This window comes from Acinetobacter sp. GXMZU3951, assembly GCF_054457875.1.
In genome coordinates this window covers 347,608-370,651 of the sequence record NZ_JBTLFO010000001.1, presented here as the reverse complement: position 1 = coordinate 370,651, position 23,044 = coordinate 347,608, and the positions used below count along the sequence as shown (strand labels likewise).

Below are 23,044 nucleotides of genomic sequence, written 5' to 3'. Positions count from 1 at the left end.
AACAAGATAAGGAAAACAGCTTGGGTGCTTATATTCTAAAAAGGTTATTGCTGATTATTCCAACCTTGTTTCTGATTCTGCTGATTAATTTTGCGGTGATACAGATTGCTCCTGGTGGACCAGTCGAACGCGCCATTCAACAAGCTGAATTTTTTCAACAGCAACAAGCGCTCAAGATGGGCATTGCGCCTAATAGTGCTTATTATCAGGGGGCTAAAGGGCTCAGCGAAGACATGATTCGCAGCATTCAAGTACAGTATGGCTTTGATCAACCGGCTTATGTCCGCTTTTGGCTGATGATTAAAAACTATCTGCAGCTGGATTTTGGCAACAGCTTTTTTAAGGATAAGGCTGTAACCGAATTGCTGTGGGAAAAAATGCCAGTATCCTTGTCTTTAGGCTTGTGGAGTGGGTTGCTGATTTATGCCATTGCAATTCCCCTAGGGATGCAGAAAGCCAAGCAACATGGTTTGCTGTTTGATAAAACCACCTCGCTACTTTTGGCTGTGGGTTATGCTGTTCCAGCCTTTGTTTTTGCGATTTTATTGATTGTTTTTTTTGCGGGTGGTAGCTATTTTCAGTGGTTTCCCTTGCAAGGTTTGGTTTCGGAAAATTTTCAGCAGCTCAGTCTTTGGGCTCAAATTCAAGATTATTTCTGGCATTTGAGTTTGCCCTTGCTGGCGATTGTTTTGGGTGGTTTCGCCAGTTTAACTTATTTAAGTAAATATTCATTTTTAGAGGAATTACATAAGCCTTATGTGCTAGCAGCACGTGCCAAAGGTTTATCGCTATCTCGTGTGCAGTATGGGCATATATTTCGCAACGCCATTTTGGTGGTGGTGGCGGGTTTACCAGAAGCTCTGCTGAGTATTTTCTTTGTCGGTAATTTATTTATAGAAATTGTGTTTAATCTGGATGGCTTGGGATTGTTGGGCTTTGAAGCGATTATCCAGCGCGATTATCCTGTGATTTTTGGCACCTTATTTATTTTTACGTTGTTGGGATTGATTCTGCGTTTGATTTGCGATGTGTTGTATCAGTGGATTGATCCTAGAATTGACTTTGAATCTCGGGAGAAATCCTAATGTCACCGATGGTTCAGGCACGTCTGCGACGTTTTCGACAAAACCGTTTAGGCTTTTGCTGTTTTATTTTATTTAGTTTAATTTTTACTGTGGCTTTAGCAGCCAATTTGATTGCCAATGAAAAACCATTGTTGGTGAAGTATCAGCATGAACTGTATTTTCCTGTTTTTAAAACCTATCCTGAAACGACTTTTGGCGGGGTCTTTGAAACCGAAGCTGATTATAAAGACCCAGTGGTACAACAGTTAATCAGTGCGCATGGTTGGGTGATTTGGCCTGTCATTCCTTATGCTGCGCAAACCCCAAATCTTGATTTGGCGGTTCCTGTACCCTCACCACCAAGCGCAGAAAACTGGTTAGGCACAGATGATCAAGGACGAGACGTGTTGGCGAGGATTCTGTATGCCTTGCGGGTTTCCTTATTGTTTGGATTTGCTTTGACCCTGCTGTCTTCAGTGTTGGGTATCCTGATCGGAGCCATCCAAGGCTATTATGGGGGCTGGGTGGACTTGATTGGACAGCGCATTCTAGAAGTGTGGGGTGGATTACCCATGCTGTTCATGGTCATGATTCTGGTGAGTATTTTCAGTCCTAATGTTTATTGGCTATTGTTGATCATGCTGTTTTTTTCATGGCCGACCTTGGTAAATTTGGTACGGACCGAATTTTTACGCGCTCGTCATTTAGACTATGTCCGGGCAGCGCGGGCTTTGGGTGTATCGGACGCACGCATTATATTTCGACATATTTTGCCGAATGTCATCAGTTCCAGTCTGTCGCAATTGCCATTCATCTTAACAGCCAATATTACCGCACTTGCAGCCTTAGATTTCCTCGGCTTGGGTTTGACCGCAGACTCCGCATCTTTAGGGGAGATTCTGCTACAGGGGAAAAATAACTTGAATGCTCCGTGGTTGGCTTCATCGGGTTTCTTTACCTTGGCAATCGTGTTGTCATTATTAATCTATATTGGGGAGGCGGCACGTGATGCATTTGACCCAAGACGATAAGCAGCCCCAACGGGTGATTTTAAAGGTTGAACAACTGCACATCCGACATAAGCAAAATTTACTGCTGCAAGATGTGTCGTTTGAATTATGCCAAGCTCAGACATTGGCTTTGGTGGGAGAGAGTGGTTCGGGTAAATCGATTAGCTGTTTGGCACTTTTGGGCTTGCTGTCAGCGCATTTGCAGATCAGCGGAACAGCACGCTATATCGGAACGGATCTACTACAACTGACAGATCAGCAGTTACAACCGATTCGTGGACGTAAAATCGCCATGATTTTCCAAGACCCGATGACGGCACTGAATCCTTTGCATCAAGTTGAACATCTGGTTGGAGAGAGCTTAGGCCTTCAGGGGCTCAGTAAAGGTGAAGTTCGGAACAAAGTATTGCAACTGTTGCAAGATGTTGGTTTAACCGAGGCTGAAGCACTTTTAAAGCGTTATCCACATCAACTGTCGGGCGGGCAAAGACAGCGCATCATGATTGCGGCTGCATTAGCCCTCGACCCTGAGATTTTGATTGCCGATGAACCCACCACGGCATTAGATGTCACTTTGCAATTACAGATTCTAGACTTGTTGAAATGGCTACAACAACAACGGCATATGGCACTGATACTGATTAGCCATGATTTGAATCTGGTGCGACATTATGCCGATGAGGTAATTGTCCTGAATCAGGGGCGAGTGGAGCAGCAAGGAACGACCGAGCAGGTTTTTCAGCACCCTGCAACACCCTATACCCGTGAATTAATCAATCATGATTTTGGTCAAGCATTGCAGCCAGTCATGTCGACTCCAGTACTGCAATTGGAACAATTACGGGTACAGTATCCCATCAAGCAAGGCTGGTTGAATCGTGTAACTGGACAACAGACTGCGGTTGAAATTGCCCATCTACAATTACAACAAGGCGAGTGTTTGGGCATTGTGGGAGAAAGTGGATCGGGTAAAAGTTCACTGGCTTTGGCGATTGCACGTTTGATCCAGAGTCACGGAAAAATTCTGTTTCAGCAGCAGAATTTAAATGCCTTGAGTGAAAAACAGTTACGCGCTTTACGTTCACATTTCCAAATTGTGTTTCAAGATCCGTGGAGCAGTTTAAATCCGCGCTTAAATGTGGAACAGATTATTGCGGAAGGATTAAGTTTAGCAAATGCTTCTGCCAGCATAATCCAGCAGAAAGTCTCTCTGGCTTTGCTCGATGTCGAACTAGACGACAGTTATTTACAGCGTTACCCGCATGAGTTATCTGGCGGGCAACGACAACGGGTCGCATTGGCACGTGCTTTAGTGTTACAGCCACAATTGCTGATTTTGGATGAACCGACTTCATCCTTAGATCGCACCACTCAACGCGCGATTGTGCAGCTCTTACGGCGCTTACAGCAACACTATCAACTCAGTTATTTATTTATCAGTCACGACTTACATGTGATTCGTGCCATCAGTCAAAAAGTCTTGGTGCTTAAAGATGCGCAGGTGGTGGAGCTGCAAGCCACAGATGATTTATTTAATCATCCACAAACCGATTACACTCGAGAACTGATTCAGGCAAGTCGGGTGGTGTGAGTGGATTAACTTGACATAATAAATTGTCAAAAAGGTCTTGACCTGATGTTGAAACCATTTAGAGTAAATCATCTAAATAAAACAATGAGGAAGCCAGAATGAGTCAACTTGCAGAGCCTTTAAAGATTCGCAATACCACTTTTAAAAACCGTATTATCAAAGGCGCGATGAGCGAGGCTCTTGCAGATTATGCCGGTCGACCAAATCATTTACATCTGGGTTTATATGAAGCATGGGCTAAAGGGGGATTGGGCTGTGCCATTACGGGCAATGTGATGGTGGATTTCCGTGCCAAAAATGAACCCGGTGTTGTGGTGTTAGAGTCGGAACGTGATCTTGCCGCGCTGACTCAATGGGCTAATCTGGGTAAACAATATGGCATGGTGCAGTTGGTGCAGCTATCGCATCCTGGACGCCAATGCCCGAAAGGATTAAATCAAGAAACGGTAGCCCCTTCGGCGGTACCCTTTAGTCCTATGCTCGCAACGACGTTTGCTACCCCACGGGAACTGCGTGAAGATGAAATTTTAGAGATTATTCAGCGCTTCGCGCGTGCGGCTCAGATCTGTGAAAAAGCTGGATTTGAAGGCGTACAGTTGCATGGTGCACATGGTTATTTAATTAGTCAGTTTCTTTCACCTTTGACCAATCAGCGTCAGGATCAATGGGGCGGCAGTATTGAAAACCGCATGCGCTTTCTCTTGGAGATTTATCAAGCCGTTCGTGCGGCAACTTCGGCGGATTTCATTATTTCCGTCAAACTCAATTCTGCCGATTTTCAACGTGGCGGAATTAGTGAAGAAGATGTGATTACCGTATTTAAAGCCATCGATGCTGTTGGAATTGACTTGATCGAAATTTCAGGGGGAACCTATGAGGCACCTGCCATGGCGGGGGTAAAGCAAGAAAAGCGTAAAGCCAGTACTATTGCGCGAGAAGCCTATTTCCTCGATTTTGCCGAGCAGATTCGTCAGCAGGTGAGTTGCCATCTTATGGTGACTGGGGGATTCCGCACGGTTCAAGGCATGAATGCTGCACTTGACAGTGGTGCATGTGATTTTATTGGCATCGCACGACCATTTGCGGTGGAAACCGATCTAGCAGACCGTTTACTGGTGGGGCAAGATGTACGTTATGCCGTGGATAAGATAAAAACTGGCATTCCAATGGTCGATAAAATGGCCATTATGGAAATTATTTGGTATGCAGCACAATTTAAATCGATTGCTCAAGGTAAACGGCCAAATCCGAAGCTTTCTCCACTCAAAGTATTCTTCCAGTATGTGAAGGGGAATTTAAAAGCCGTGATTCAAGGGCAAATCAACTCGCGTAAAAGCGCATAATATTAGTTGGCTTCGGCCCAATACTGTTTGAAGATTGAGGCAGACCATTGACCTTTTGACAAAGCGCGTTGAAAGGCGGGTCTGTCTTCAATCTGTTGTAAATAGGCATTGATAGCAGGGTAGTGCATATAACGCTTATTGAGATAGGTGCAAGCGTGTAATGGAAACCAGAGCAAGATATCTGCAATCGTCAATTGAGAGCCTGCCACCCACAGTTGTGTGCTGAGATGCTGATTGATCATTTGCATTTGTTGTTGCAGTAGGGGATTTAAATAGCCTTGATTAAATCCATATTGCATGGCTCGTGGAATAAAACGGATAAGCCAAGGGGTTCGGATCGCCAATTGGGAAAAGATCTGCTTTAATGCCAAATTTGGCATAAATGTGGCTTCAGCGAAGTTTTTCCAATAGCAGTAGTCTACTAAGGCAGAACCGTCTAAATTCATTGCACCTAAACGTTGCTGGTGAGTACTGAACCATTCGGCAATAGCACTGGTTTCATACAAGAACACAGATTGCTCAAGTTTTGTTATTTTGACGGTTGGAAATTTTGCAAAAGGATGTGCTTGTTGTAATTGACGGATATGGGCATCGTCCAGTGTGTGGTAAACCAAAATGTCATAATCGAGACCGAATTCTTCTAAAAGCCAGACAATCCGTTGCGAACGTGAATTGGGCGTATGATAAAGCTGAATCTACATTTTGTTGTTTCAATTGCCTTGTATTGCATATGTTTTTTATTTTGCTCAAAGCGAGCATAACTCAAAATATAGGCATAAAAAAACCTGAGTCGTTTTGCTCAGGTTTTTTTAAGAGATAAACATCTCTGAATATGGCGTCCCTACGGGGATTCGAACCCCGGTTACCGCCGTGAAAGGGCGATGTCCTAGGCCTCTAGACGATAGGGACTTAATGAGGCAGGTACTTCTGAAAACTAAACCATCTATTAAATGGCGTCCCTACGGGGATTCGAACCCCGGTTACCGCCGTGAAAGGGCGATGTCCTAGGCCTCTAGACGATAGGGACGTTTCAGAGGTGGGCGTATATTAGGGTGAATACGGGGGAGTGTCAAACGTTTTTCTGCAATAAAACTGAAAAAATAGTGTGTCTGTTTAAAATTAAAACAAAAAATAAAAGTGTGTTGAAAAAGTATTCATTTTAGGGTGAAAAATGCCAGTACAAGGCCTTATGCAGTCAAATGATGCGGTATTGGAAATCCACTTGCAAAAAAAAGAGCAACCGTAGTCGCTCTTTTTGAAAAACTTATTCTAGCGGTGCTTTTTTATGATAAAGCGCATAATAACTGATATAGCACAGTGCAATAAAAATTAAACAGCCAATAAAGCCAGCCCACATTTCAGGGTCTGCTGCCATACTAATACCGGTAATAAAACAGAAGATAAAGCCTAAAATAGGGACAATAGGGAATAGCGGTGCTGCAAAGCCTAATTCTTTTGCGGTATGTCCTTGTTTGTACCATTGGCGGCGGAAGTTAAACTGACTTAAACAAATGCTCATCCACACCACGACCATCGTAAATGCGGCAACGCCCAGCAAGTTCTTGAAGATGGTTTCTGGCGCAAATTGTTCTGACAGTAAGCCCGGTACGGCACCAAACATCGTCACAATAATTGCCACGGTTGGAATACCTTTGTGATTCACCTTGGAAAATACGGCAGGTAATTGCTTCTTGTCGGATAAAGCCCACATCATACGGGATGCTGCATACAAACCAGAGTTTGCGGCTGAGAGTAATGCCGTAATAATCACAAAGCGAATGATATCTTCGGCATGTGGAATACCAATATAGGTAAATACGGTTACAAATGGACTGCTACTGACGCCATGTCCGCCTAAGCCCGCCATTTCATGCGGCAATAGCGCACTAATCACCACAATGGTGCCGACAAAGAAGATCAACAAACGCCAGATTGCCGCATTAATCGCTTTCGGTACATTTTTGGCAGGATCTTCGGTTTCACCCGCGGCAACGCCAATCAACTCAGTACCTGAAAAGGCAAAATTGACAATTAGCATGGTTGCAAAAATCGGGAAGAAACCTTGCGGGAACCAACCTTCAGCGGTCAGGTTGCTAAAGAGTGGGGCAGAGCTATAACCTTGGAATGGCAACACGCCAAAAATTGCCAACAGCCCCAGCAGAATAAAGGTAATTACAGTGACAACCTTGACCAGAGAAAGCCAGAACTCAGATTCAGCAAACATCCGGGTCGAGCTCATATTTAGCCCAAAAATGATGGCTGCAAAGATCAGTGTCCAGATCCAGACCGAAATATGTGGGAACCATTCCTGCATCAGTAATGCAGCAGCGGTAAATTCAGTCCCCAGCGTTGCGGTCCATGTGAGCCAATATAGCCATGTAATTGTATAGCCTGTCCCTGGACCTATAAATTTGTGTGCATAAGCGCCGAAAGAACCCGATACAGGCATGTGTACCGCAAGTTCTCCCAAGCATAACATCACCATATAGGCAATTAATCCACCTAAAATATAAGCGATGATGGCACCTACAGGCCCCGTTTGTGCAATGACTTCACCCGACCCTAAAAATAGACCAGTACCGATTGCACCGCCAAGTGAAATCATAACCAGATGTCGAGTACTCATAGCGCGTTTTAAAGGCGCAGAATTGCCCTGATGCATAGCATCATTCGGAGAGTGAGATGACTGCATATGAGAGAGAAAAATAGAATATAGAAGCGCGCTATTGTAGTGAAAAACTACAAATCTGCAATCGAATAATAGTGAATTGTGCGTTTTGAATGATCGTATGCAACGATATATGGCGTCCCTACGGGGATTCGAACCCCGGTTACCGCCGTGAAAGGGCGATGTCCCAACTGTCATATTTCATGGCGGAAATTATTGTAAAGTTTTGTAAATTTATTGTAAAACAGGGAGCCTTTTTAGAACATCGTGCAAATGTTCAGGAGCTAAATGTGCGTAACGTTGTGTAATGCGAATATCAGAATGACCAAGCAAAGTAGACACATGATAGAGGGGGACACCATTCTTAACTAAGAAACTGGCAAATGTGTGACGGAGATCGTGAATACGTACATGACCTAAGTCAGCCCTTTTCACTGCATTTTCAAATCCTCTTCTGAAACTTCTGATATTTTTATCTGTATTGGGATTATAAAAAACATAATGTCGATGAGATTTTAATCTGATTAATGCAGCCACACAGACTGTATTAATCGGTTTATAAACCGTCTTTTTATTCTTTGATAATGAATTTCTGATAATAATGTATCGATCATCTAGGCTTACATTATTCCATGTAAGTGTCGTTAATTCAGAAGAGCGACAACCTGTATTTAATGCGAGTGTGACAAAGTCATAAAGCATGGTGTTATCGAAATCTAGAGTTGCTGTAAGTAATTTTCTGCATTCGGTTGAGTTTAAAAATCTAGGCATGTAATCAGATTCAAAGAGCTTGAATCTGTTAAATGGATTTTTAAAATTGGCTGTATGGTTGTAAGTAAGATAGTAATTAAAAGCAGCCCTCATTAGATTAATTTCTCTGTTGATGGTTGAGTTCTTCACTCCCTGCAGTGAGCGATGTGTACAGTAATCTGTAATAACATCGATTGTGATTTGTTGATGTGAATAAAACCATTCAAGATATTTCATCTTGTCATCGTATGTATGCTTTGAATTATAAAGACCATTTTTTATATAGAAATGCAAAATTTCTTGTACATCCATAAAATCCACCTACGGGTTTTTAAGTGAATTTTCACTATATATGATCAGTTCGCGCCCATTCGGGACGCTCTGTATATACCGCTTGTAGTCAAACGGGAGCTTGTAATCAAGGAGAAGAAGGTTTGAAAATCTTATTGCGTCAGTTCGGGCACACTCCGTGCCCTCTATTTATTTCCGTAAATGAAGCGGAGTAAAAGAATCAGTGTAAATAAACAGAAAAATAGTGAAAGCAAAAAGAGCCAAAAACCAAAAGAACAAATGTAAAGTTTGGCGTCTTTTAATAGGATTCATGCGGTATTGATTCATGAGTTTTTCACGAGCAGCTAAGACTTGAGTATCACGGCTTTCTTTAGTGATATAGATGCCTTGATAACGATATAAAAAGCCTTGTTGAGTTTTGATGCGTTTAGGTCGTTCAACTTCATTGAAAAAAATTGTAGAGAGTCTTTTTAAAAGACCAGTGCAGATAGCACCAGTAAAAACACCAACAGCAAAAACAGTAAATAACAAAGATTCAAGTGCAGCAGTATCTTGTAAAGTTAGTGTAGCCATTAGATTAAGCCCTCTTTTTTAGCCTGTTCATATTTAGCGAGTTGTTCAGTAGTAATAGAGTCAGAGAATTGAGTGTTTTGGTTTTGTTGTTGTAGATTTTGAACCGTGGTTACTGGAGCTTGTTTCTGTTCAGCGAAGTAATTGAAAGGTCTATCTCCAGCCATGATTTTTTTACAATCAGATTGAGATACTTTTAGTTTTGTACCTTGTTGTGTGTATGCAGTATAAGAACCATCACGATTGGTCATGCATCCTGATAAAACAGGTTTTGAAGTGACTTCATATTGAATCTGATCTTGTATTTCATCGGTTTTGAAAGGCTCATTGGGATTGTAAGCAACTAGAGTGGATTCAGGGACAGAGCCAACAGATTGAGCAGATCCTCCAGACTTAGAGAGGTTGTTGAACCATTCAACACATTCAGGGCGATCTACATTAGCACCTTTGCGGCATTCAATATTGGGATCAAAAGCAGTGGTTACACTGGCAGCTTGAGAGCCTACCAAAGTAGTTTCAGGCGGTTTTTTTCCTGATGCAGTATCGGCATTTTCTTTAATTTTAGAAGCGGATAAATAAGGGTTATCAGAACCAAATACCATATAGCCAACAAGAAGAACAACAGCAGCAACAAAACCACCCAGTTTGAAATATAAAGGCGGAATTTTAAGCTTATGAGTATCTAAAGTTGTGGATTTATATTGATCGAAAATTTTGGTATCAGGTTTGAATTTTTCATGTGATTCAGCTTTATTTTTAGCACCAGTAGAGTCTGGCATAGTGACGGCATAACGCCACAAGAAAACATCAGCAAAGCCACGACCATAAGCACGATGTAAGTGATAGTGAGAGCCGACAAGGCTTAGAACATGGTTATGTAAGAATGATGGGGATTGAGTGACGAGAATAATGTCATGACCAGTATGACGGTGTGTTTCTAATTCTTTTACACGACCATCAGAAGAGAGTTTTTCACGACCTTTATATTGTAGGAATTCGAATTGTTGTGCTTCATCGTAGATAACAACAGAACCATCGGGGGTATTTCTCCAATCTGAATTATCAGGCAATGGCATAGCACCTTCGTATTCAAATTGGTCAATGTTGGTATAAACAGGACGACCTTCTTTTAAATATTTAATTGCAAGAGTTGCAGCTTTAGCGGATTTAAAAGAACCAGGCTTCGCAGTAATAAGAGTAAGCATATTTTCACCTTATTGGCGCGCGCCCCGCGCTACACGTAGCGAGGTGCCACGCGGTGCGCAGTAGCGCGCGCCCCTATGTAGATTTTGTAAAAGATATATTTGCAGCAAGTAAGGTTGCTCTAGCGACTAAAGCGCCAATGATGATAGAAATTGCATGATCAAGACCTGAGATAGATAAAAGACCTAAATAGGTTTGATCTATTTGATTGGTAGCGTTAAGAGCCTTATTGATGTAAGCCGTCAAAATGACATTGATAACAGCACCAGTAATAAGGGTTACACCTGCACCCAATAAAACCTTTTTTGCAAAGTTGGAAAGAAGCCAACTTGTAAGACCGAATAAGAGTGCTTTCATGTTCTTAACCCCAAGACAATGAATGCAGCACCGATATAAGCAGAAGCAACGATTGCAGGCTTAATGATGGAGAGGAGCTGACACCAAGGAGACCAAGAGAAGGTAATTGTTGAAGAAACGCCTTGCATGTTGATTGGTACTTGAACGTCATTGGGGCATTGAGCAGGCCATGAAACTGCATCTTCTTTTAGTTCAGGTATGGGTAAATCAGCTATTTCAGGTGATTCATTTTCAGGTAAGTCTGAATCAAAAGAAAAAGAATCAAAAAATTCAGAAGCCTTATCAAAGAAAGTTTTATCTTGTTCAAGCTGCTTATTTTGGTTTTCTTTAAAGTCTTTATTGAATTGCTTTTGAACACCAAAGAAATCACATGCAGCAGGAAACCATTCACAAGCTTTTGGAAATGTAAATTCTAGTCCTGCAGATGGAGAAGAAGCTGAGTATTCATCAGGAACACCATCACCGTCTGTATCTACATTAGGTTTTTCTGATGTATCGCCTTTTGGGTCTGTTTCAGGTTCAGGATTTGCAGAATCTAAAGCATCATTAGATTGTTTAGGTGCAGGAGCATCAGATGCAGGATTATTAGGGTCATAAGCATCGGTAATAACAGAAGAAACTGGGGATTTTGGAGCATTTGATTCTGAGCTAGTACCTAAAAATAGATTACCTACATCAGAATCAGAAATAGGTGTGTAGGTGATTGGTTCACTTGGGTTGTAATCAGGGTTTACACGTTTAGAACCCTCAATAGGATTATCTGTATATACAGTACCATCTGAATATTTAAAGGTTAAAGCACAATAAAAAGGAACATTACCCGAACCAACAGAAAGAGTATAAGACTGATAAGTACGTCCCCAACCAAAATTATTACTTTGAGTCTGCATGTAAGTCATGTAATTTTTACATGCGTTAGCTATTGAGTAAGCAATTGAAGCAGAACCAACTTGGTATATATAAGGAGCAGTTTTGTTCGTTGGTTCAGCAGGTTTTTTAATTACTTGTGAGCCTACATCAATAACCCAGCCAACACCCTCGATTAAAGAAGTTACAGCAGCAGTGGCAGCACCGATCCAAAGCATACGCTTTAAAGTTGCTCCCAACGTCTCACTGGCTACAGCTACATTAACTTTGTAGCGTCCTGAGTTAGCAGCATCTTGAGTGATTTTTCTAGCTTCAATCGTAACTTTCTGAGAAGCAGGGTCAAAAGTGTTTGAAATGATATCCCATTTTTCAGCAGCAGAAGCGAAGGCATAAGTAGGCGCAAGAAGAATATTGAAGCAAAGTAAAATAGTTAGAATTTTTATCATTTTGTGAGCCTCGAAGTCATAAGAATAAGAACAAAGACAATGAGCCAGTTAACAATCGATGCTTCTTCCATAAGACCCCCAAAAAATTAGAAAGGGGGCGAACCCCCTTTTTGTTACTTTGCAGCAGCTCGAAGGTTGCGCCAAATTGCAATGCCAGCAGTAAAACCAAGCCAAGTCACGCCAATTGTTGCAGCAGCAGTAACAGCAAGCCCCAAGTTGGTAACGATGGCTGTAACGTCATAGTCAGCACGAGCCATACCAGTTGCAGTCGCTACAGTTGCAACAACAGCACCACGGTTAAGGAAGGTTTGAAGGCGATTAGGTTTTTTTTGTACTAGAACCAAGCCTAATTTTTGTTGTTCAGTCATGAGATTTTTCCCCTATTTGACCTAGTTTGTTGAAAACGGCTGCAACCACTATCACCAGTGATGCAGTCATTCCGATTTGTGCAGCTTGTGCCGCAGTGATGGCGAACATGTCAGTGAAAGCAACTTGTTCGACCCATAGGACACAAGTCTGAACACCATCTATGTTTTGAAGTTGTGAACAGACATATGCCATATATAAAAATCCTTATCCGTTACAATGTGATTGGTGAAACGGTAAATATTGATAATGAAAATATGATCCGCAGGTTGGACACATTTTTTCATTGTTACCCATCGAATAAATTTTCATATCTAAATAGCCTAAGCAGATTTTGCAGGTTGGTTAGGTGAAGGTTTTTGTTCGGCAGGCTGAGGGACTAATTCCTTAATCAACAATGTTGAGTTATTACCGTTTGAAACCTGCTCAAGAAGAACGTCAGCGACAAGCGGGAACTGGCAATCTTTAATTTTCTTAAAATTGTCAGATGTACCCCACTTGATTGATTCACCAACCTCGCCTACAAAGTTGTCGCCCTCTTGGAGGTCAGCTTTATAAAAAATAGTTGTAGAGTCGTAAGGTTTACCGTTGTAATCGCCCTTAGAAGATTTAGCACCTAGAACGACCATTACTGATTTAAATTGCATGAGTTAATCCCTCATAAAAGTCTTGTGAAGATGTAAGGAATGGAACACCTTCAAATAAAGGCGTTTCAATTAGAGTGTTATTTTTGATCGGTTGATCAATTCGCAATGCTTGCATGACCGCAGCATGTGAGAAATTAAGGCGTTTAGGGACAACGTCCTTATCAGATGAAATCAGATTAAGTAAAACGTCATCATTGATAAATTTACGGAACTGGCGGATATATTTACCAAACTGGACTTTAAGAATGTCTAAAGCTTTGTCTACGTTAATATTTGCCTGTTTTTCAATGAGCTGGCATTTTTCAGGCATTGTAAAATCATTAAGTTGATTACAAAGCATCTCTAAAGCAGGGTAAGCACCCTTAAAATAGGTACTTGGAGAGATCAAGACATCTAAAGGCAAATAGCGGTCTGTAGACTTTAATTCGAGTTCAGCACGTGTCCAAAGGCTTAAAGCATCGCCTTCCTTTTTTCCACGTTCATAAAAGCGAAGGAATTTAGAGCTTTCACGTTTGCCAATGGTTAGAGTTCGACCTTTGCCATTGATACGCTTCCAGTCACCTAAATGGTTGACTTCAGAAGGACGACCACCACACCAAAACAAGTCTTGTGTATCCCAATCATTGGCTTTGTCTACAGATACCCATTCAGATTCAAAATCATCTAGAGCAAGGTCAACACGGTTAATTTTAGGGTTACGTGATTCTGTACTTAGCCATTTGAATAAGACCTCATTCCAGCCCTTGCGAGCTAGAGCACAGCCAGTACCGTTGATTTGAACCGTTATACGCTTGTTATTATGTCCATAAAGGATAATGCCGAGGTTATCTTGTAGATCGTAACCGTATTTGTTGAAGTGCATGCCTTTTTCACGTTTCTTGGCAATGCCGAAACCGAAGATTTCAAAAAGAAGTTGATCCAGCCATGTTTCAATAGCATCGCCTACAGCTTCCTCGACTTGTTCAGGTTTGAGACCGACATATTTATCACCTAAAGTCGATTGGCAGAAGCTAAAGGTTACCCAGTCAATCCCGACTACCTGATTTTCAATTGGCAAAGCACGTAAAACAGGGACAACACCTTGTGGAGTAGAAATTAATTGGTAATTGTCCAAGTGTCTTGGAAATGCATAAGCTTCCGATTCTAGATTAGCAAGGGTTTTTGGTTCATTCGTGAACTCACTTACATATCCTTCCCACATATCGCCAAAACCACATGACTCAGATGCCTTTTGCGTATCCGCTACCCCTATATTATAAAAAGGGGTGCTTACTGCCGTGTTTTGCGCAGGAAAGCCTATTTTTTGTACAAAGATTTCTTGAATAGAAGTTTCAGCAGGTTTTTGGATTTTTTGAGTTGCCAAGGCTTCAAAAGCAGCAAGTTTGTTTTTAACAATGCCATCGAGCATGTTTTTTAATGTTTGACCATCTACTGGTGATAAATCACCGAAAGCAGTTGAACAATGGATTTCTTCAAAGATAGATTTTTGTTGCTCAAATACTTCAACAACACTTAAAGAAGAATTATCAAAATTGTGAATGAGGTTTAATAAATTATTCATTGTTATTCCCCAAGAAAATCATCTGACCAAAACCAGTCACAAGTTGATAAAGACAACCAATAAGAATCAGTGAAAATAAAAGATGGTTTTAAAGCATAAGGTTTGTGGTTATAAGAGTTCATTATTAATGCTCCCCAAATGCTTCTATTAATTCTTGATTGGCTTTTTTATAAATATCTACATAGGCATCAATAGTCGAAGCGTCATAAGACCAGTCATAAGCAACAAGAGCTAAATGCGATAAACATTTTTCAGCAGCGATAGCAGGGGATAATGCTTCTAGACATGGTTCAGCATGATCAGAGACGATTTTAGCGACCTGTTCAAAAGCAGCCTGAACAAAATCAGCTTTAGTTTTGAAGACTAATTGATGATTTGACATTAAAATTCTCCAAAACGAACTTGAGATGAGAAAGTGGAAAATCTATTAGCAATAAGCTTGGTCTTAATAATCGTATTTTTAATATCGAAGAGTTTAAGAAAGCCTGATAAACCAAAACTAAAGTTAATCTCAGATAAAAATGGACGAGCATCAGAACTAAACTTGTTGTTTGACCGAGCTAAAAAAGAATTTTTAGGATATGAAGTAATTAAGAAAGAGGGCAAAGTGGTAATTAGAGAATTGACCAAACTACGAGGAACCCCAAAAGAATTAGTTTTTATACGAATAACAAATGAAGCAAAATCTGTACGTGTTAGTACAGATGGGAAGCAATTAATTGCTAGATATCCCGATGTACCCTCAAAAGAAGAAATGAGAAATGACTTTCTTAAATTCCTAAATAAATTTTGATTATACATAGCAGCCCCTTGTTATCTTTTTGTTGAAACTTCCCAAATTTGGGAAGTTGCAGCCAAAAAAAACTTCTATAATTTGGGAAAGAATGTACTTCCATTTTTCGGGAATAACAAGAGGTATACAAATGCTAAAAGAGCTAATTGAACGCTGCAAAGAAAGACTAGGGACTTATGAAAAACTGTCTTGGGCATTAGAGGTTACACCCTCTAATATCTCAGATTGGAAAGCAGGCAGAAAAAAACCCAACGTTATTCAGATCATGCAAATGGCTGAAATCGTTGGGTTTGATAAGTACCAAACACTCTGCTTAGTCATGGAAGAAGTCGACATGAAAAATGCAGAGCTTTGGAGAAAATGGCGTCCCTACGGGGATTCGAACCCCGGTTACCGCCGTGAAAGGGCGATGTCCTAGGCCTCTAGACGATAGGGACGTTGCGAGGTGATGCGTATATTAAGGATTTTTCCTGTGACTGTCAAACATGATATTACAATATTTCTGAAAAATTGGTTTGTTTGTGTAAAAAATGTCTAATTTAGTGAAAATGGTGCAATTTTTTACGTAAAACCATCTTGATCGTGGCTTTTTACAGGTTCTGTTTAAAGCCTAGAGTGGAGCAGTGGATTGGCATTAGGCCAATATTTGAAATAAAGCGCTGAAATCTTTACATGCAGCACAATGATCAGTTTGAATTTTAAGGATGGAGATCATTGCGCTTAAGCCATGGGGATATATTTTATTCAGCTGAGAAGATGGTCATGGGATCATCTAAATTCGGGATTTAAAAGAGAAGGATGCTGACTGAAAATCTTATTGCTGCTGAGCTAAAAAGGCATTTATTGCTAAAGTTATGATCAAAGATCCTAATGACAGCATTTTAATGTTCAGGGGTTTGATAAGGATCGTGTGCGGCCTTGGGTTGAGCAACATCTGGTGTTGATGGTTGATCATTCTTGCTGACGATATACAGATAAATGGCCGTTGGGGAAAGAATAAGTAAGACCAGTAAAATTTTCTTTAGCATGAGGCGATTCAGGTAAAAACAAAGGTCTAAGTATAACCAATTCTAGCTAATAGAATGAAGAATGGATAGCTTAAGAAAAGTTTTGCGATTGCAAGAAGATGGCGTCCCTACGGGGATTCGAACCCCGGTTACCGCCGTGAAAGGGCGATGTCCTAGGCCTCTAGACGATAGGGACGTTTAGAAGATGGCGGTATCTTATTGATCCGCCATCAAAGTGTCAAGTAGGTGTGGAGTGAGTTTGTTCAAAATATAGCAAAACAGCTCTGCGGTCTTTTGTGTGTCATACAAAGCCGAATGTGCTTCTTTACCATCAAACTCAATGCCTGCTTGAATACAGGATTTTGCCAGTACGGTTTGACCAAAAGTGATGGCACTTAAAGTCACCGTATCAAAGACAGAAAAGCTATGAAATGGATTTTGATTTTTGGTGCCTGTGCGCGCAATGGCGGCTTGCACAAAACCTAAATCAAAATGGGCATTATGTCCGACCAAAATGGCATGAGTACAATTCTGCTGGCGACGAACCTCGTTCACCGCTTTAAAAATACGTTTCAGGGCAGATTTTTCATCTTCAGCCATTGCGACGCGCATTGGGTTAAATGGGTCAATCCCAATAAAATCCAGTGAGCGACGGTCTAGGTTGGCACCTTCAAACGGGTTGATGTGTGCATGATGAGCAACGCCTGGTACAAACTTACCATCCGCATCATAAATAATTGGAATCGCTGCTATTTCTAGCAGCGCGTCAGTTTGGCAATTAAAACCTGCAGTTTCGACATCGACCACGACAGGTAAAAATCCGCGGAAACGCTGACCAATTACTGGTAGAGTTTCATCTGTCACACTTTTCTCCATTGGATGGTTTTTCCTGCATAGAGCGGGATAATCTTGTCACCATCTAAATAATCAAAACTTTCAGGAATAACCTGATCTTCTTTTACCAAAGTAATGGTTTCAGTATTACGAGGTAAACCATAGAAATCTGCGCCAAAATGGCTCGCAAAGCCTTCAAGACGTTCAATTTTGCCGACTTGGTCAAAGGCTTGCGCATACAATTCAATGGCAGTAGGTGCGCTATAGCAACCTGCGCAACCACACGCATTTTCTTTGGCATTTTTCGAGTGCGGAGCACTGTCTGTTCCCAAGAAGAACTTAGGATTACCACTGGTCGCCACTTCCAACAAAGTTTGTTGATGGGTTTGACGCTTCAGAATTGGCAAGCAATAAAAATGCGGTTTAATACCACCGACCAACATGTCATTGCGGTTAAACAATAAGTGTTGTGGGGTAATGGTTGCCGCAACATTGCGATCTTGTTCCAACACAAAATGTGCCGCTTCGCTGGTGGTAATGTGTTCAAGCACTAGTTTTAATTTCGGGAATTGCTTTAAAAGCGGAGATAAAACTTCATCGATGAAGCGTTTTTCACGATCAAAAATGTCGACATGATTGTGAGTGACTTCACCGTGCAGTAATAATGGCACTTGATGTTCTTCAAGTTGCTCAATGACCGCGTAGACTTTACGAATATCACTAACCCCGTTATCCGAGTTGGTGGTTGCACCGGCCGGATAAAGTTTGATGGCATTTACGAATTCTGAATCTTTAATTTTTTTGACTTCGCTGGCTGGTGTCGTGTCAGTAAAGTACAACACCATACGAGGATCGAAAGGATTGCCTTCAGGCACATGCGCCATAATTCGCTCGCGGTACGCCAGCGCTTCTTCCACGGTTTTGACGGGTGGAACAAGATTTGGCATACAAATCGCACGCTTAAATTGATTTGCTAAATCTGGAACAGTGCGTTTCAGTGCAAGGCCATCACGTAAGTGGGCATGCCAATCATCTGGCTGCAAAAGAGTAATCGTATTCAAGGCGATTTCGGACTAAAAAATAAAACAGATGATAATCTATATCAGCTTGCAATGCTAAGTCGAATTACAGATAAATGGCTTAATTCAGGTAAATATAGACCGCATTTTTATTGTTTTTCTGTGAGTAGTGACTCGGGAAAAATAACACATCTTAATGTCTAGCTTATTTTGTATACGAATGATGCTGATACAAAATTAAAGCGGATAAAAGAAAAAACCGCCAAGAGGTGGCGGTTTTTTCTTTCAGTTTTCAAGAGCTGAAAACTTAGTTTTTGTCTTTTAATTGTGGAACGGCAGAACCAGCACCAATCGACAACAAACCAGAATTTGTATAAATGCCAAGTTTTGCACGAGTATCAGTAATGTCGAGATTACGCATCGTTAACTGACCAATACGATCCATTGGGGTAAACATTGAATCACCTTTCTCCATGGTTAAACGCTCAGCTTCATAAGTGAGGTTTGGAGATTCAGTGTTCATGATGGTGTAGTCATTACCACGACGTAATTCTAAAGTCACAGTACCAGTAATCGCTTTAGCAACCCAACGTTGTGCAGTTTCACGGAGCATAAGTGCTTGAGAATCGAACCAACGACCTTGGTACAATAAACGACCTAAACGTAAACCGTTGATGCGGTATTGTTCAATCGTGTCTTCGTTATGAATACCTGTTACTAAACGCTCGTAAGCGATATGTAGTAACGCCATACCCGGTGCTTCATAGATACCACGAGATTTCGCTTCGATAATACGGTTTTCGATCTGGTCAGACATCCCTAGACCATGACGACCACCGATACGGTTCGCTTCAAGAATGAAGTCAACTGGATTTTCAAAACGTTGACCGTTAATTGCAACTGGGAAGCCTTCTTCAAAGGTAATAGAAACTTCTTCAGCATCAATTTTTACGTCATCTTTCCAGAATGCAACGCCCATGATTGGATCTACAATTTTGATACCTGCATTGAGGTATTCAAGATCTTTTGCTTCGTGAGTTGCACCCAACATGTTTGAGTCAGTTGAGTAAGCTTTCTCTTTCGACATTTTGTAGTCAAAACCATTGTCGATGAGGAACTGTGACATTTCTGCACGGCCGCCTAATTCATCAATAAAAGTTTGGTCTAACCATGGTTTGTAAATTTTAAGTGCAGGGTTGGTTAACAAACCGTAACGGTAGAAACGTTCAATGTCGTTTCCTTTATACGTTGAACCATCACCCCAGATGTTTACGTCATCTTCTTTCATGGCAGTTACAAGCATGGTACCTGTGACTGCACGACCCAATGGCGTCGTGTTGAAATATGGCATACCGCCAGTGCTGATATGGAATGCACCACACTGAATCGCTGCAATACCTTCAAGCGCAAGCTGTAAACGGCAGTCCACTAAACGTGCTTTAACTGCACCATACGCTTCGGCTTTTTTCGGAATGGCATCGTAGTCATCTTCATCAGGCTGACCTAAGTTTGCCGTATATGCATAAGGCTCTGCGCCTTTTTGTTTCATCCACAATAAAGCAGCTGAAGTATCTAGACCACCAGAAAAGGCAATACCAACTTTTTTGCCAACTGGGACATTCTGCAAGATAGTTGCATTATCAGTCATTGTTAATCCTAACGATATAAATATAGGCACCGAGAATGGGTGGCCTGAAAGAATACATATTTTTGCGATTGTAGCACTTTTCTAGACGCTTGTTTTCGCAAAACAAAGTCAAAATTAAAAAAACCATAAATTTTCTGATCGATGCTGCTTTTGCTATACGTGATTTGATTTGCTCAAACCGTCTTTTTTAAGGCTTTAATTTACATATAAATCATTAAGCTGCTGCAAAGCCTGCTTAAAACGACAACAAACGCATCTATCAGACTAAAGTCTAATAAATGAGCGTTGTATTTTTATAAAAAACAAAAAAGCAAATAAAAACAGATATCTTGATTAAACTTATTGGTTTTAAGCAATGGGCTGTTCGATTGGTCTGGATAGTTTAAATTGGTCTGACCAATATATTTATTATGCTTTTTTATTGATCTCTTTTCGGTTTGAAATTACTATATTGGTGCGATCTGCTCTATTTTTTTACATTTTAGGTTTATTGGTCAGACCAATTTGGTTTTTTAATCAGCGACTGATCCGACCAAATTAAGGTTCTAGCAAGCATTTCAAGGAGATGACAATGCTTCAACATTGGCAACAAGTTTATGACCCAATGGGCAATATCTGGATTTCCAGCTTAATTGCATTAATTCCAATTATTTTTTTCTTTTTAGCACTTGCCGTCTTTCGTATGAAGGGCAGTGTAGCGGGAACAATTACCGTTGTATTAGCGCTGTTAGTTTCTCTTTTTGCCTATGACATGCCGACGTTAATGGCATTTGCTTCTTTGGTTTATGGTTTCTTTTACGGTTTATGGCCAATTGCATGGATCATTATCGGTGCAGTTTTCCTGTATAAAATTTCAGTGAAAACAGGTCAATTTGACATTATCCGCTCTTCCATTTTGTCAATTACCGAAGATCAACGTTTGCAAATGTTATTGGTCGGTTTTGCATTCGGTACCTTCCTTGAGGGTGCCGCAGGCTTTGGTGCACCAGTTGCCATTACTGCCGCTTTGCTGGTGGGGCTTGGTTTTAAACCTTTGTACGCTGCGGGATTGTGTTTGATTGTGAACACTGCACCTGTTGCCTTTGGTGCGATGGGTATTCCAATTATTGTGGCCGGTCAGGTGTCGGGTGTAGACACGCATGAAATCAGCCAGATGGTTGGTCGTCAGTTACCATTTATGGTTCCAATCGTGTTGTTCTGGATTATGGCCATTATGGATGGTTGGCGCGGTGTGAAAGAAACATGGCCAGCAGTACTTGTGGGTGGTGGTTCATTTGCGATTGCACAATTCTTGACCTCTAACTATGTGGGTCCAGAGTTACCCGACATTACTGCTGCGATTGCCTCTTTAGTCAGCTTGACTATTTTATTGAAATACTGGAAACCGAAACATATTTTCCGTTTCAAAGCTGAAGATATGCATATCGATGCGAAAAGCTTGGATGCAGATCAACAGAAGAAGTATTCAATCGGTCAAATTGCGAAAGCATGGTCTCCATTCATGATCTTAACCGTGATGGTGACGATTTGGAGTATCAAGCCATTTAAGGACTTGTTTGCCAAAGATGGTGCATTACATGACCTTGTGATTTCGATCAAAGTGCCATTTTTGCATCAGATGGTGCAGAAGATGCCACCGGTTGTCCCTGAAATCAAAGACTATGATGCAATTTTTAAATTCGATTGGTTATCTGCAACGGGTACAGCAATTTTCATTGCTGCGATGATCACCATCGTTTATTTAAAAATGAAGCCACGTGATGCCGTGACAACTTTTGGTGAAACACTGAACGAGTTAAAAACGCCAATTTATTCGATTGGTATGGTGTTGGCATTTGCCTTTATTGCGAACTACTCAGGTATGTCTGCAACCTTAGCATTGGCTTTGGCGCATACGGGTCACGCATTTACCTTCTTCTCGCCATTCTTGGGCTGGATTGGAGTGTTCTTGACCGGTTCAGATACCTCGGCAAATGCTTTGTTCAGTGCCTTGCAAGCGACGACTGCACAGCAAATTGGTGTGCCAGAAGTGCTGTTGGTTGCGGCAAACACCAGTGGTGGTGTGACAGGTAAAATGATTTCACCTCAATCTATCGCGATTGCCTGTGCGGCAGTAGGCTTGGTGGGTAAAGAATCTGATTTGTTCCGTTTTACAGTGAAACACAGTATCACTTTTACGGTAATGATCGGTATTATTATTACCTTACAAGCATATGTGTTCCCATGGATGATTCCATAACACCCGTAGATTGAAGGACCGCGGTATGAAAGTCTCTGACAGAGTTTTACAAAGTTTACGTCATTTGATTGAAATTCAACAAATGAAAGTCGGAGACCGTTTACCTGCGGAAAGAAAGTTGTGTGAACAACTCGGTGTATCTCGCTCCTCTTTGCGTGAGGCGATTCAGCAATTGACCAGTCAGGGCATGCTGGTCAGCAAAGTTGGAGCGGGAACTTATTTGCAGCAATTACCCAGCTCATGGTCGCAAAATTTGATTGTGCAACCACTGAGTGAGCTGATTGATGCAGATCCTGCGTATCGTTTTGATGTGCAGGAAGCGCGAATGATTCTTGAGGGAGGCACGGCATGGCATGCCGCTTTACGCGCCACTCCCGAAGACATTCAGTACATCCGTTATTGTTATGACCAAATTACCCACTTTCAGTCTTTGGGTGATGATGAGCAGGCGGCACGTGCCGATGCCAATTTCCATCTGGCAATTGCCGAAGCTTCTCATAATTTGGTGCTGATTCAGGTTATGCGTGGACTGTTTGATTTATTGCAATTTAACGTGGTGCTAGGACGACGCAAAGTCTATTCAGAAGCCCACCGTTTTGACCAATTGCATGAACAGCATTCACAAGTAATTGATGCGATTGAACGCAAAGACCCTGAAGCAGCGCGAAAGGCTGTGTGTGGACATATAGAATTTGTAGTTCAGCAAGTACGTTCGATTGATGAGGAAGAAGCTCGTCGACAACGTTCGAGCCGTTTAAACAGGATATAAC

Annotated in this window: 23 protein-coding genes and 4 tRNA genes; 7 read left to right on the top strand and 20 right to left on the bottom strand. The window is 41.4% G+C overall.

All coding sequences use genetic code 11. The features are described from left to right. Positions 1-20: 20 nt before the first annotated feature. The 4 genes from ACX17N_RS01720 to ACX17N_RS01705 all read left to right on the top strand — a co-directional run bounded on the left by ACX17N_RS01720 (position 21) and on the right by ACX17N_RS01705 (position 5,008). Positions 21-1,085, top strand: a complete 1,065-nt coding sequence (locus tag ACX17N_RS01720) for an ABC transporter permease subunit (protein ID WP_458891118.1) — start codon at positions 21-23, stop codon at positions 1,083-1,085. Next, positions 1,085-2,095: an ABC transporter permease gene (locus ACX17N_RS01715; RefSeq protein WP_458890854.1), complete on the top strand. Its 1,011-nt coding sequence runs from the start codon at positions 1,085-1,087 to the stop codon at positions 2,093-2,095. Before ACX17N_RS01720 ends, ACX17N_RS01715 begins: the two co-directional genes overlap by 1 nt. After that, entirely contained in the window at positions 2,073-3,665 is a 1,593-nt protein-coding gene (locus ACX17N_RS01710) for a dipeptide ABC transporter ATP-binding protein (RefSeq protein ID WP_458891117.1), read from the top strand. Before ACX17N_RS01715 ends, ACX17N_RS01710 begins: the two co-directional genes overlap by 23 nt. 98 nt (positions 3,666-3,763) lie before the next feature. After that, the gene (locus ACX17N_RS01705) at positions 3,764-5,008 is read left to right on the top strand and encodes an NADH:flavin oxidoreductase/NADH oxidase family protein (protein ID WP_458890853.1); all 1,245 of its coding nucleotides are present in this window, start codon (positions 3,764-3,766) and stop codon (positions 5,006-5,008) included. Positions 5,009-5,010: 2 nt separating this feature from the next. On the opposite strand, the gene ACX17N_RS01700 is transcribed toward ACX17N_RS01705, so the two are convergent. The 14 genes from ACX17N_RS01700 to ACX17N_RS01635 form a co-directional block, all read right to left on the bottom strand. Next, positions 5,011-5,703, bottom strand: coding sequence for a glutathione S-transferase N-terminal domain-containing protein (locus tag ACX17N_RS01700; RefSeq protein WP_458891116.1), 693 nt, complete (start codon positions 5,701-5,703; stop codon positions 5,011-5,013). A gap of 138 nt (positions 5,704-5,841) precedes the next feature. Next, a tRNA-Glu gene (locus ACX17N_RS01695) sits at positions 5,842-5,917 on the bottom strand. A gap of 42 nt (positions 5,918-5,959) precedes the next feature. After that, positions 5,960-6,035 (bottom strand) — tRNA-Glu (locus tag ACX17N_RS01690). A gap of 237 nt (positions 6,036-6,272) precedes the next feature. Beyond that, complete coding sequence (locus ACX17N_RS01685; protein WP_458890852.1) at positions 6,273-7,700, bottom strand: amino acid permease; 1,428 nt, start codon at positions 7,698-7,700, stop codon at positions 6,273-6,275. 210 nt (positions 7,701-7,910) lie between these two features. Further along, positions 7,911-8,738 (bottom strand): tyrosine-type recombinase/integrase, encoded by an 828-nt coding sequence (locus ACX17N_RS01680; protein ID WP_458890851.1) that lies wholly within the window; start codon positions 8,736-8,738, stop codon positions 7,911-7,913. A 168-nt stretch (positions 8,739-8,906) separates the two neighbouring features. Next, entirely contained in the window at positions 8,907-9,290 is a 384-nt protein-coding gene (locus tag ACX17N_RS01675) for a hypothetical protein (protein ID WP_458890850.1), read from the bottom strand. Then, positions 9,290-10,492, bottom strand: a complete 1,203-nt coding sequence (locus tag ACX17N_RS01670; protein ID WP_458890849.1) for a zonular occludens toxin domain-containing protein — start codon at positions 10,490-10,492, stop codon at positions 9,290-9,292. The genes ACX17N_RS01675 and ACX17N_RS01670 overlap by 1 nt, the downstream gene beginning before the upstream one ends. 73 nt (positions 10,493-10,565) lie before the next feature. Further along, positions 10,566-10,847, bottom strand: coding sequence for a DUF2523 family protein (locus tag ACX17N_RS01665; protein WP_458890848.1), 282 nt, complete (start codon positions 10,845-10,847; stop codon positions 10,566-10,568). Then, positions 10,844-12,160, bottom strand: coding sequence for a virulence factor TspB C-terminal domain-related protein (locus ACX17N_RS01660; protein ID WP_458890847.1), 1,317 nt, complete (start codon positions 12,158-12,160; stop codon positions 10,844-10,846). The genes ACX17N_RS01665 and ACX17N_RS01660 overlap by 4 nt, the downstream gene beginning before the upstream one ends. Before the next feature lie 113 nt (positions 12,161-12,273). Then, a complete protein-coding gene (locus ACX17N_RS01655) occupies positions 12,274-12,528 on the bottom strand; it encodes a major capsid protein (protein WP_458890846.1) in 255 nt (84 codons plus the stop codon). Beyond that, positions 12,521-12,721, bottom strand: coding sequence for a hypothetical protein (locus ACX17N_RS01650; protein ID WP_458890845.1), 201 nt, complete (start codon positions 12,719-12,721; stop codon positions 12,521-12,523). Before ACX17N_RS01650 ends, ACX17N_RS01655 begins: the two co-directional genes overlap by 8 nt. A gap of 128 nt (positions 12,722-12,849) precedes the next feature. Further along, a complete protein-coding gene (locus ACX17N_RS01645; protein ID WP_458890844.1) occupies positions 12,850-13,173 on the bottom strand; it encodes a hypothetical protein in 324 nt (107 codons plus the stop codon). Next, positions 13,163-14,734 (bottom strand): replication initiation factor domain-containing protein, encoded by a 1,572-nt coding sequence (locus tag ACX17N_RS01640; protein WP_458890843.1) that lies wholly within the window; start codon positions 14,732-14,734, stop codon positions 13,163-13,165. Before ACX17N_RS01640 ends, ACX17N_RS01645 begins: the two co-directional genes overlap by 11 nt. 124 nt (positions 14,735-14,858) lie before the next feature. Continuing rightward, on the bottom strand, positions 14,859-15,116 hold the full coding sequence (locus ACX17N_RS01635) for a hypothetical protein (RefSeq protein ID WP_458890842.1): 258 nt from the start codon (positions 15,114-15,116) through the stop codon (positions 14,859-14,861). 33 nt (positions 15,117-15,149) lie between these two features. Here ACX17N_RS01635 and ACX17N_RS01630 point away from each other — a divergent pair, with 33 nt between their 5' ends. After that, positions 15,150-15,527, top strand: coding sequence for a hypothetical protein (locus tag ACX17N_RS01630; RefSeq protein ID WP_458890841.1), 378 nt, complete (start codon positions 15,150-15,152; stop codon positions 15,525-15,527). 361 nt (positions 15,528-15,888) lie between these two features. Here ACX17N_RS01630 and ACX17N_RS01625 read toward each other — a convergent pair. The 6 genes from ACX17N_RS01625 to argG form a co-directional block, all read right to left on the bottom strand. Beyond that, positions 15,889-15,964: transfer RNA gene (locus ACX17N_RS01625), tRNA-Glu, on the bottom strand. A gap of 444 nt (positions 15,965-16,408) precedes the next feature. After that, positions 16,409-16,555 carry a hypothetical protein gene (locus ACX17N_RS01620; protein ID WP_458890840.1) on the bottom strand — a complete coding sequence of 49 codons (147 nt, stop codon included), beginning with the start codon at positions 16,553-16,555 and terminating at the stop codon, positions 16,409-16,411. A 99-nt stretch (positions 16,556-16,654) separates the two neighbouring features. Beyond that, a tRNA-Glu gene (locus tag ACX17N_RS01615) sits at positions 16,655-16,730 on the bottom strand. Positions 16,731-16,750: 20 nt separating this feature from the next. Continuing rightward, a complete protein-coding gene (gene rnt, locus ACX17N_RS01610) occupies positions 16,751-17,410 on the bottom strand; it encodes a ribonuclease T (protein WP_458890839.1) in 660 nt (219 codons plus the stop codon). Continuing rightward, positions 17,395-18,429 (bottom strand): dihydroorotase, encoded by a 1,035-nt coding sequence (gene pyrC / locus ACX17N_RS01605; RefSeq protein WP_458890837.1) that lies wholly within the window; start codon positions 18,427-18,429, stop codon positions 17,395-17,397. Before pyrC ends, rnt begins: the two co-directional genes overlap by 16 nt. Before the next feature lie 265 nt (positions 18,430-18,694). After that, positions 18,695-20,035 carry an argininosuccinate synthase gene (gene argG / locus ACX17N_RS01600; RefSeq protein ID WP_142768091.1) on the bottom strand — a complete coding sequence of 447 codons (1,341 nt, stop codon included), beginning with the start codon at positions 20,033-20,035 and terminating at the stop codon, positions 18,695-18,697. 565 nt (positions 20,036-20,600) lie between these two features. Between argG and lldP the strand changes: the two genes are divergently transcribed. Further along, a complete protein-coding gene (gene lldP, locus ACX17N_RS01595; protein WP_458890836.1) occupies positions 20,601-22,274 on the top strand; it encodes an L-lactate permease in 1,674 nt (557 codons plus the stop codon). 25 nt (positions 22,275-22,299) lie between these two features. After that, complete coding sequence (gene lldR, locus ACX17N_RS01590) at positions 22,300-23,043, top strand: transcriptional regulator LldR (protein ID WP_458890835.1); 744 nt, start codon at positions 22,300-22,302, stop codon at positions 23,041-23,043. Position 23,044 lies beyond the last annotated feature (1 nt).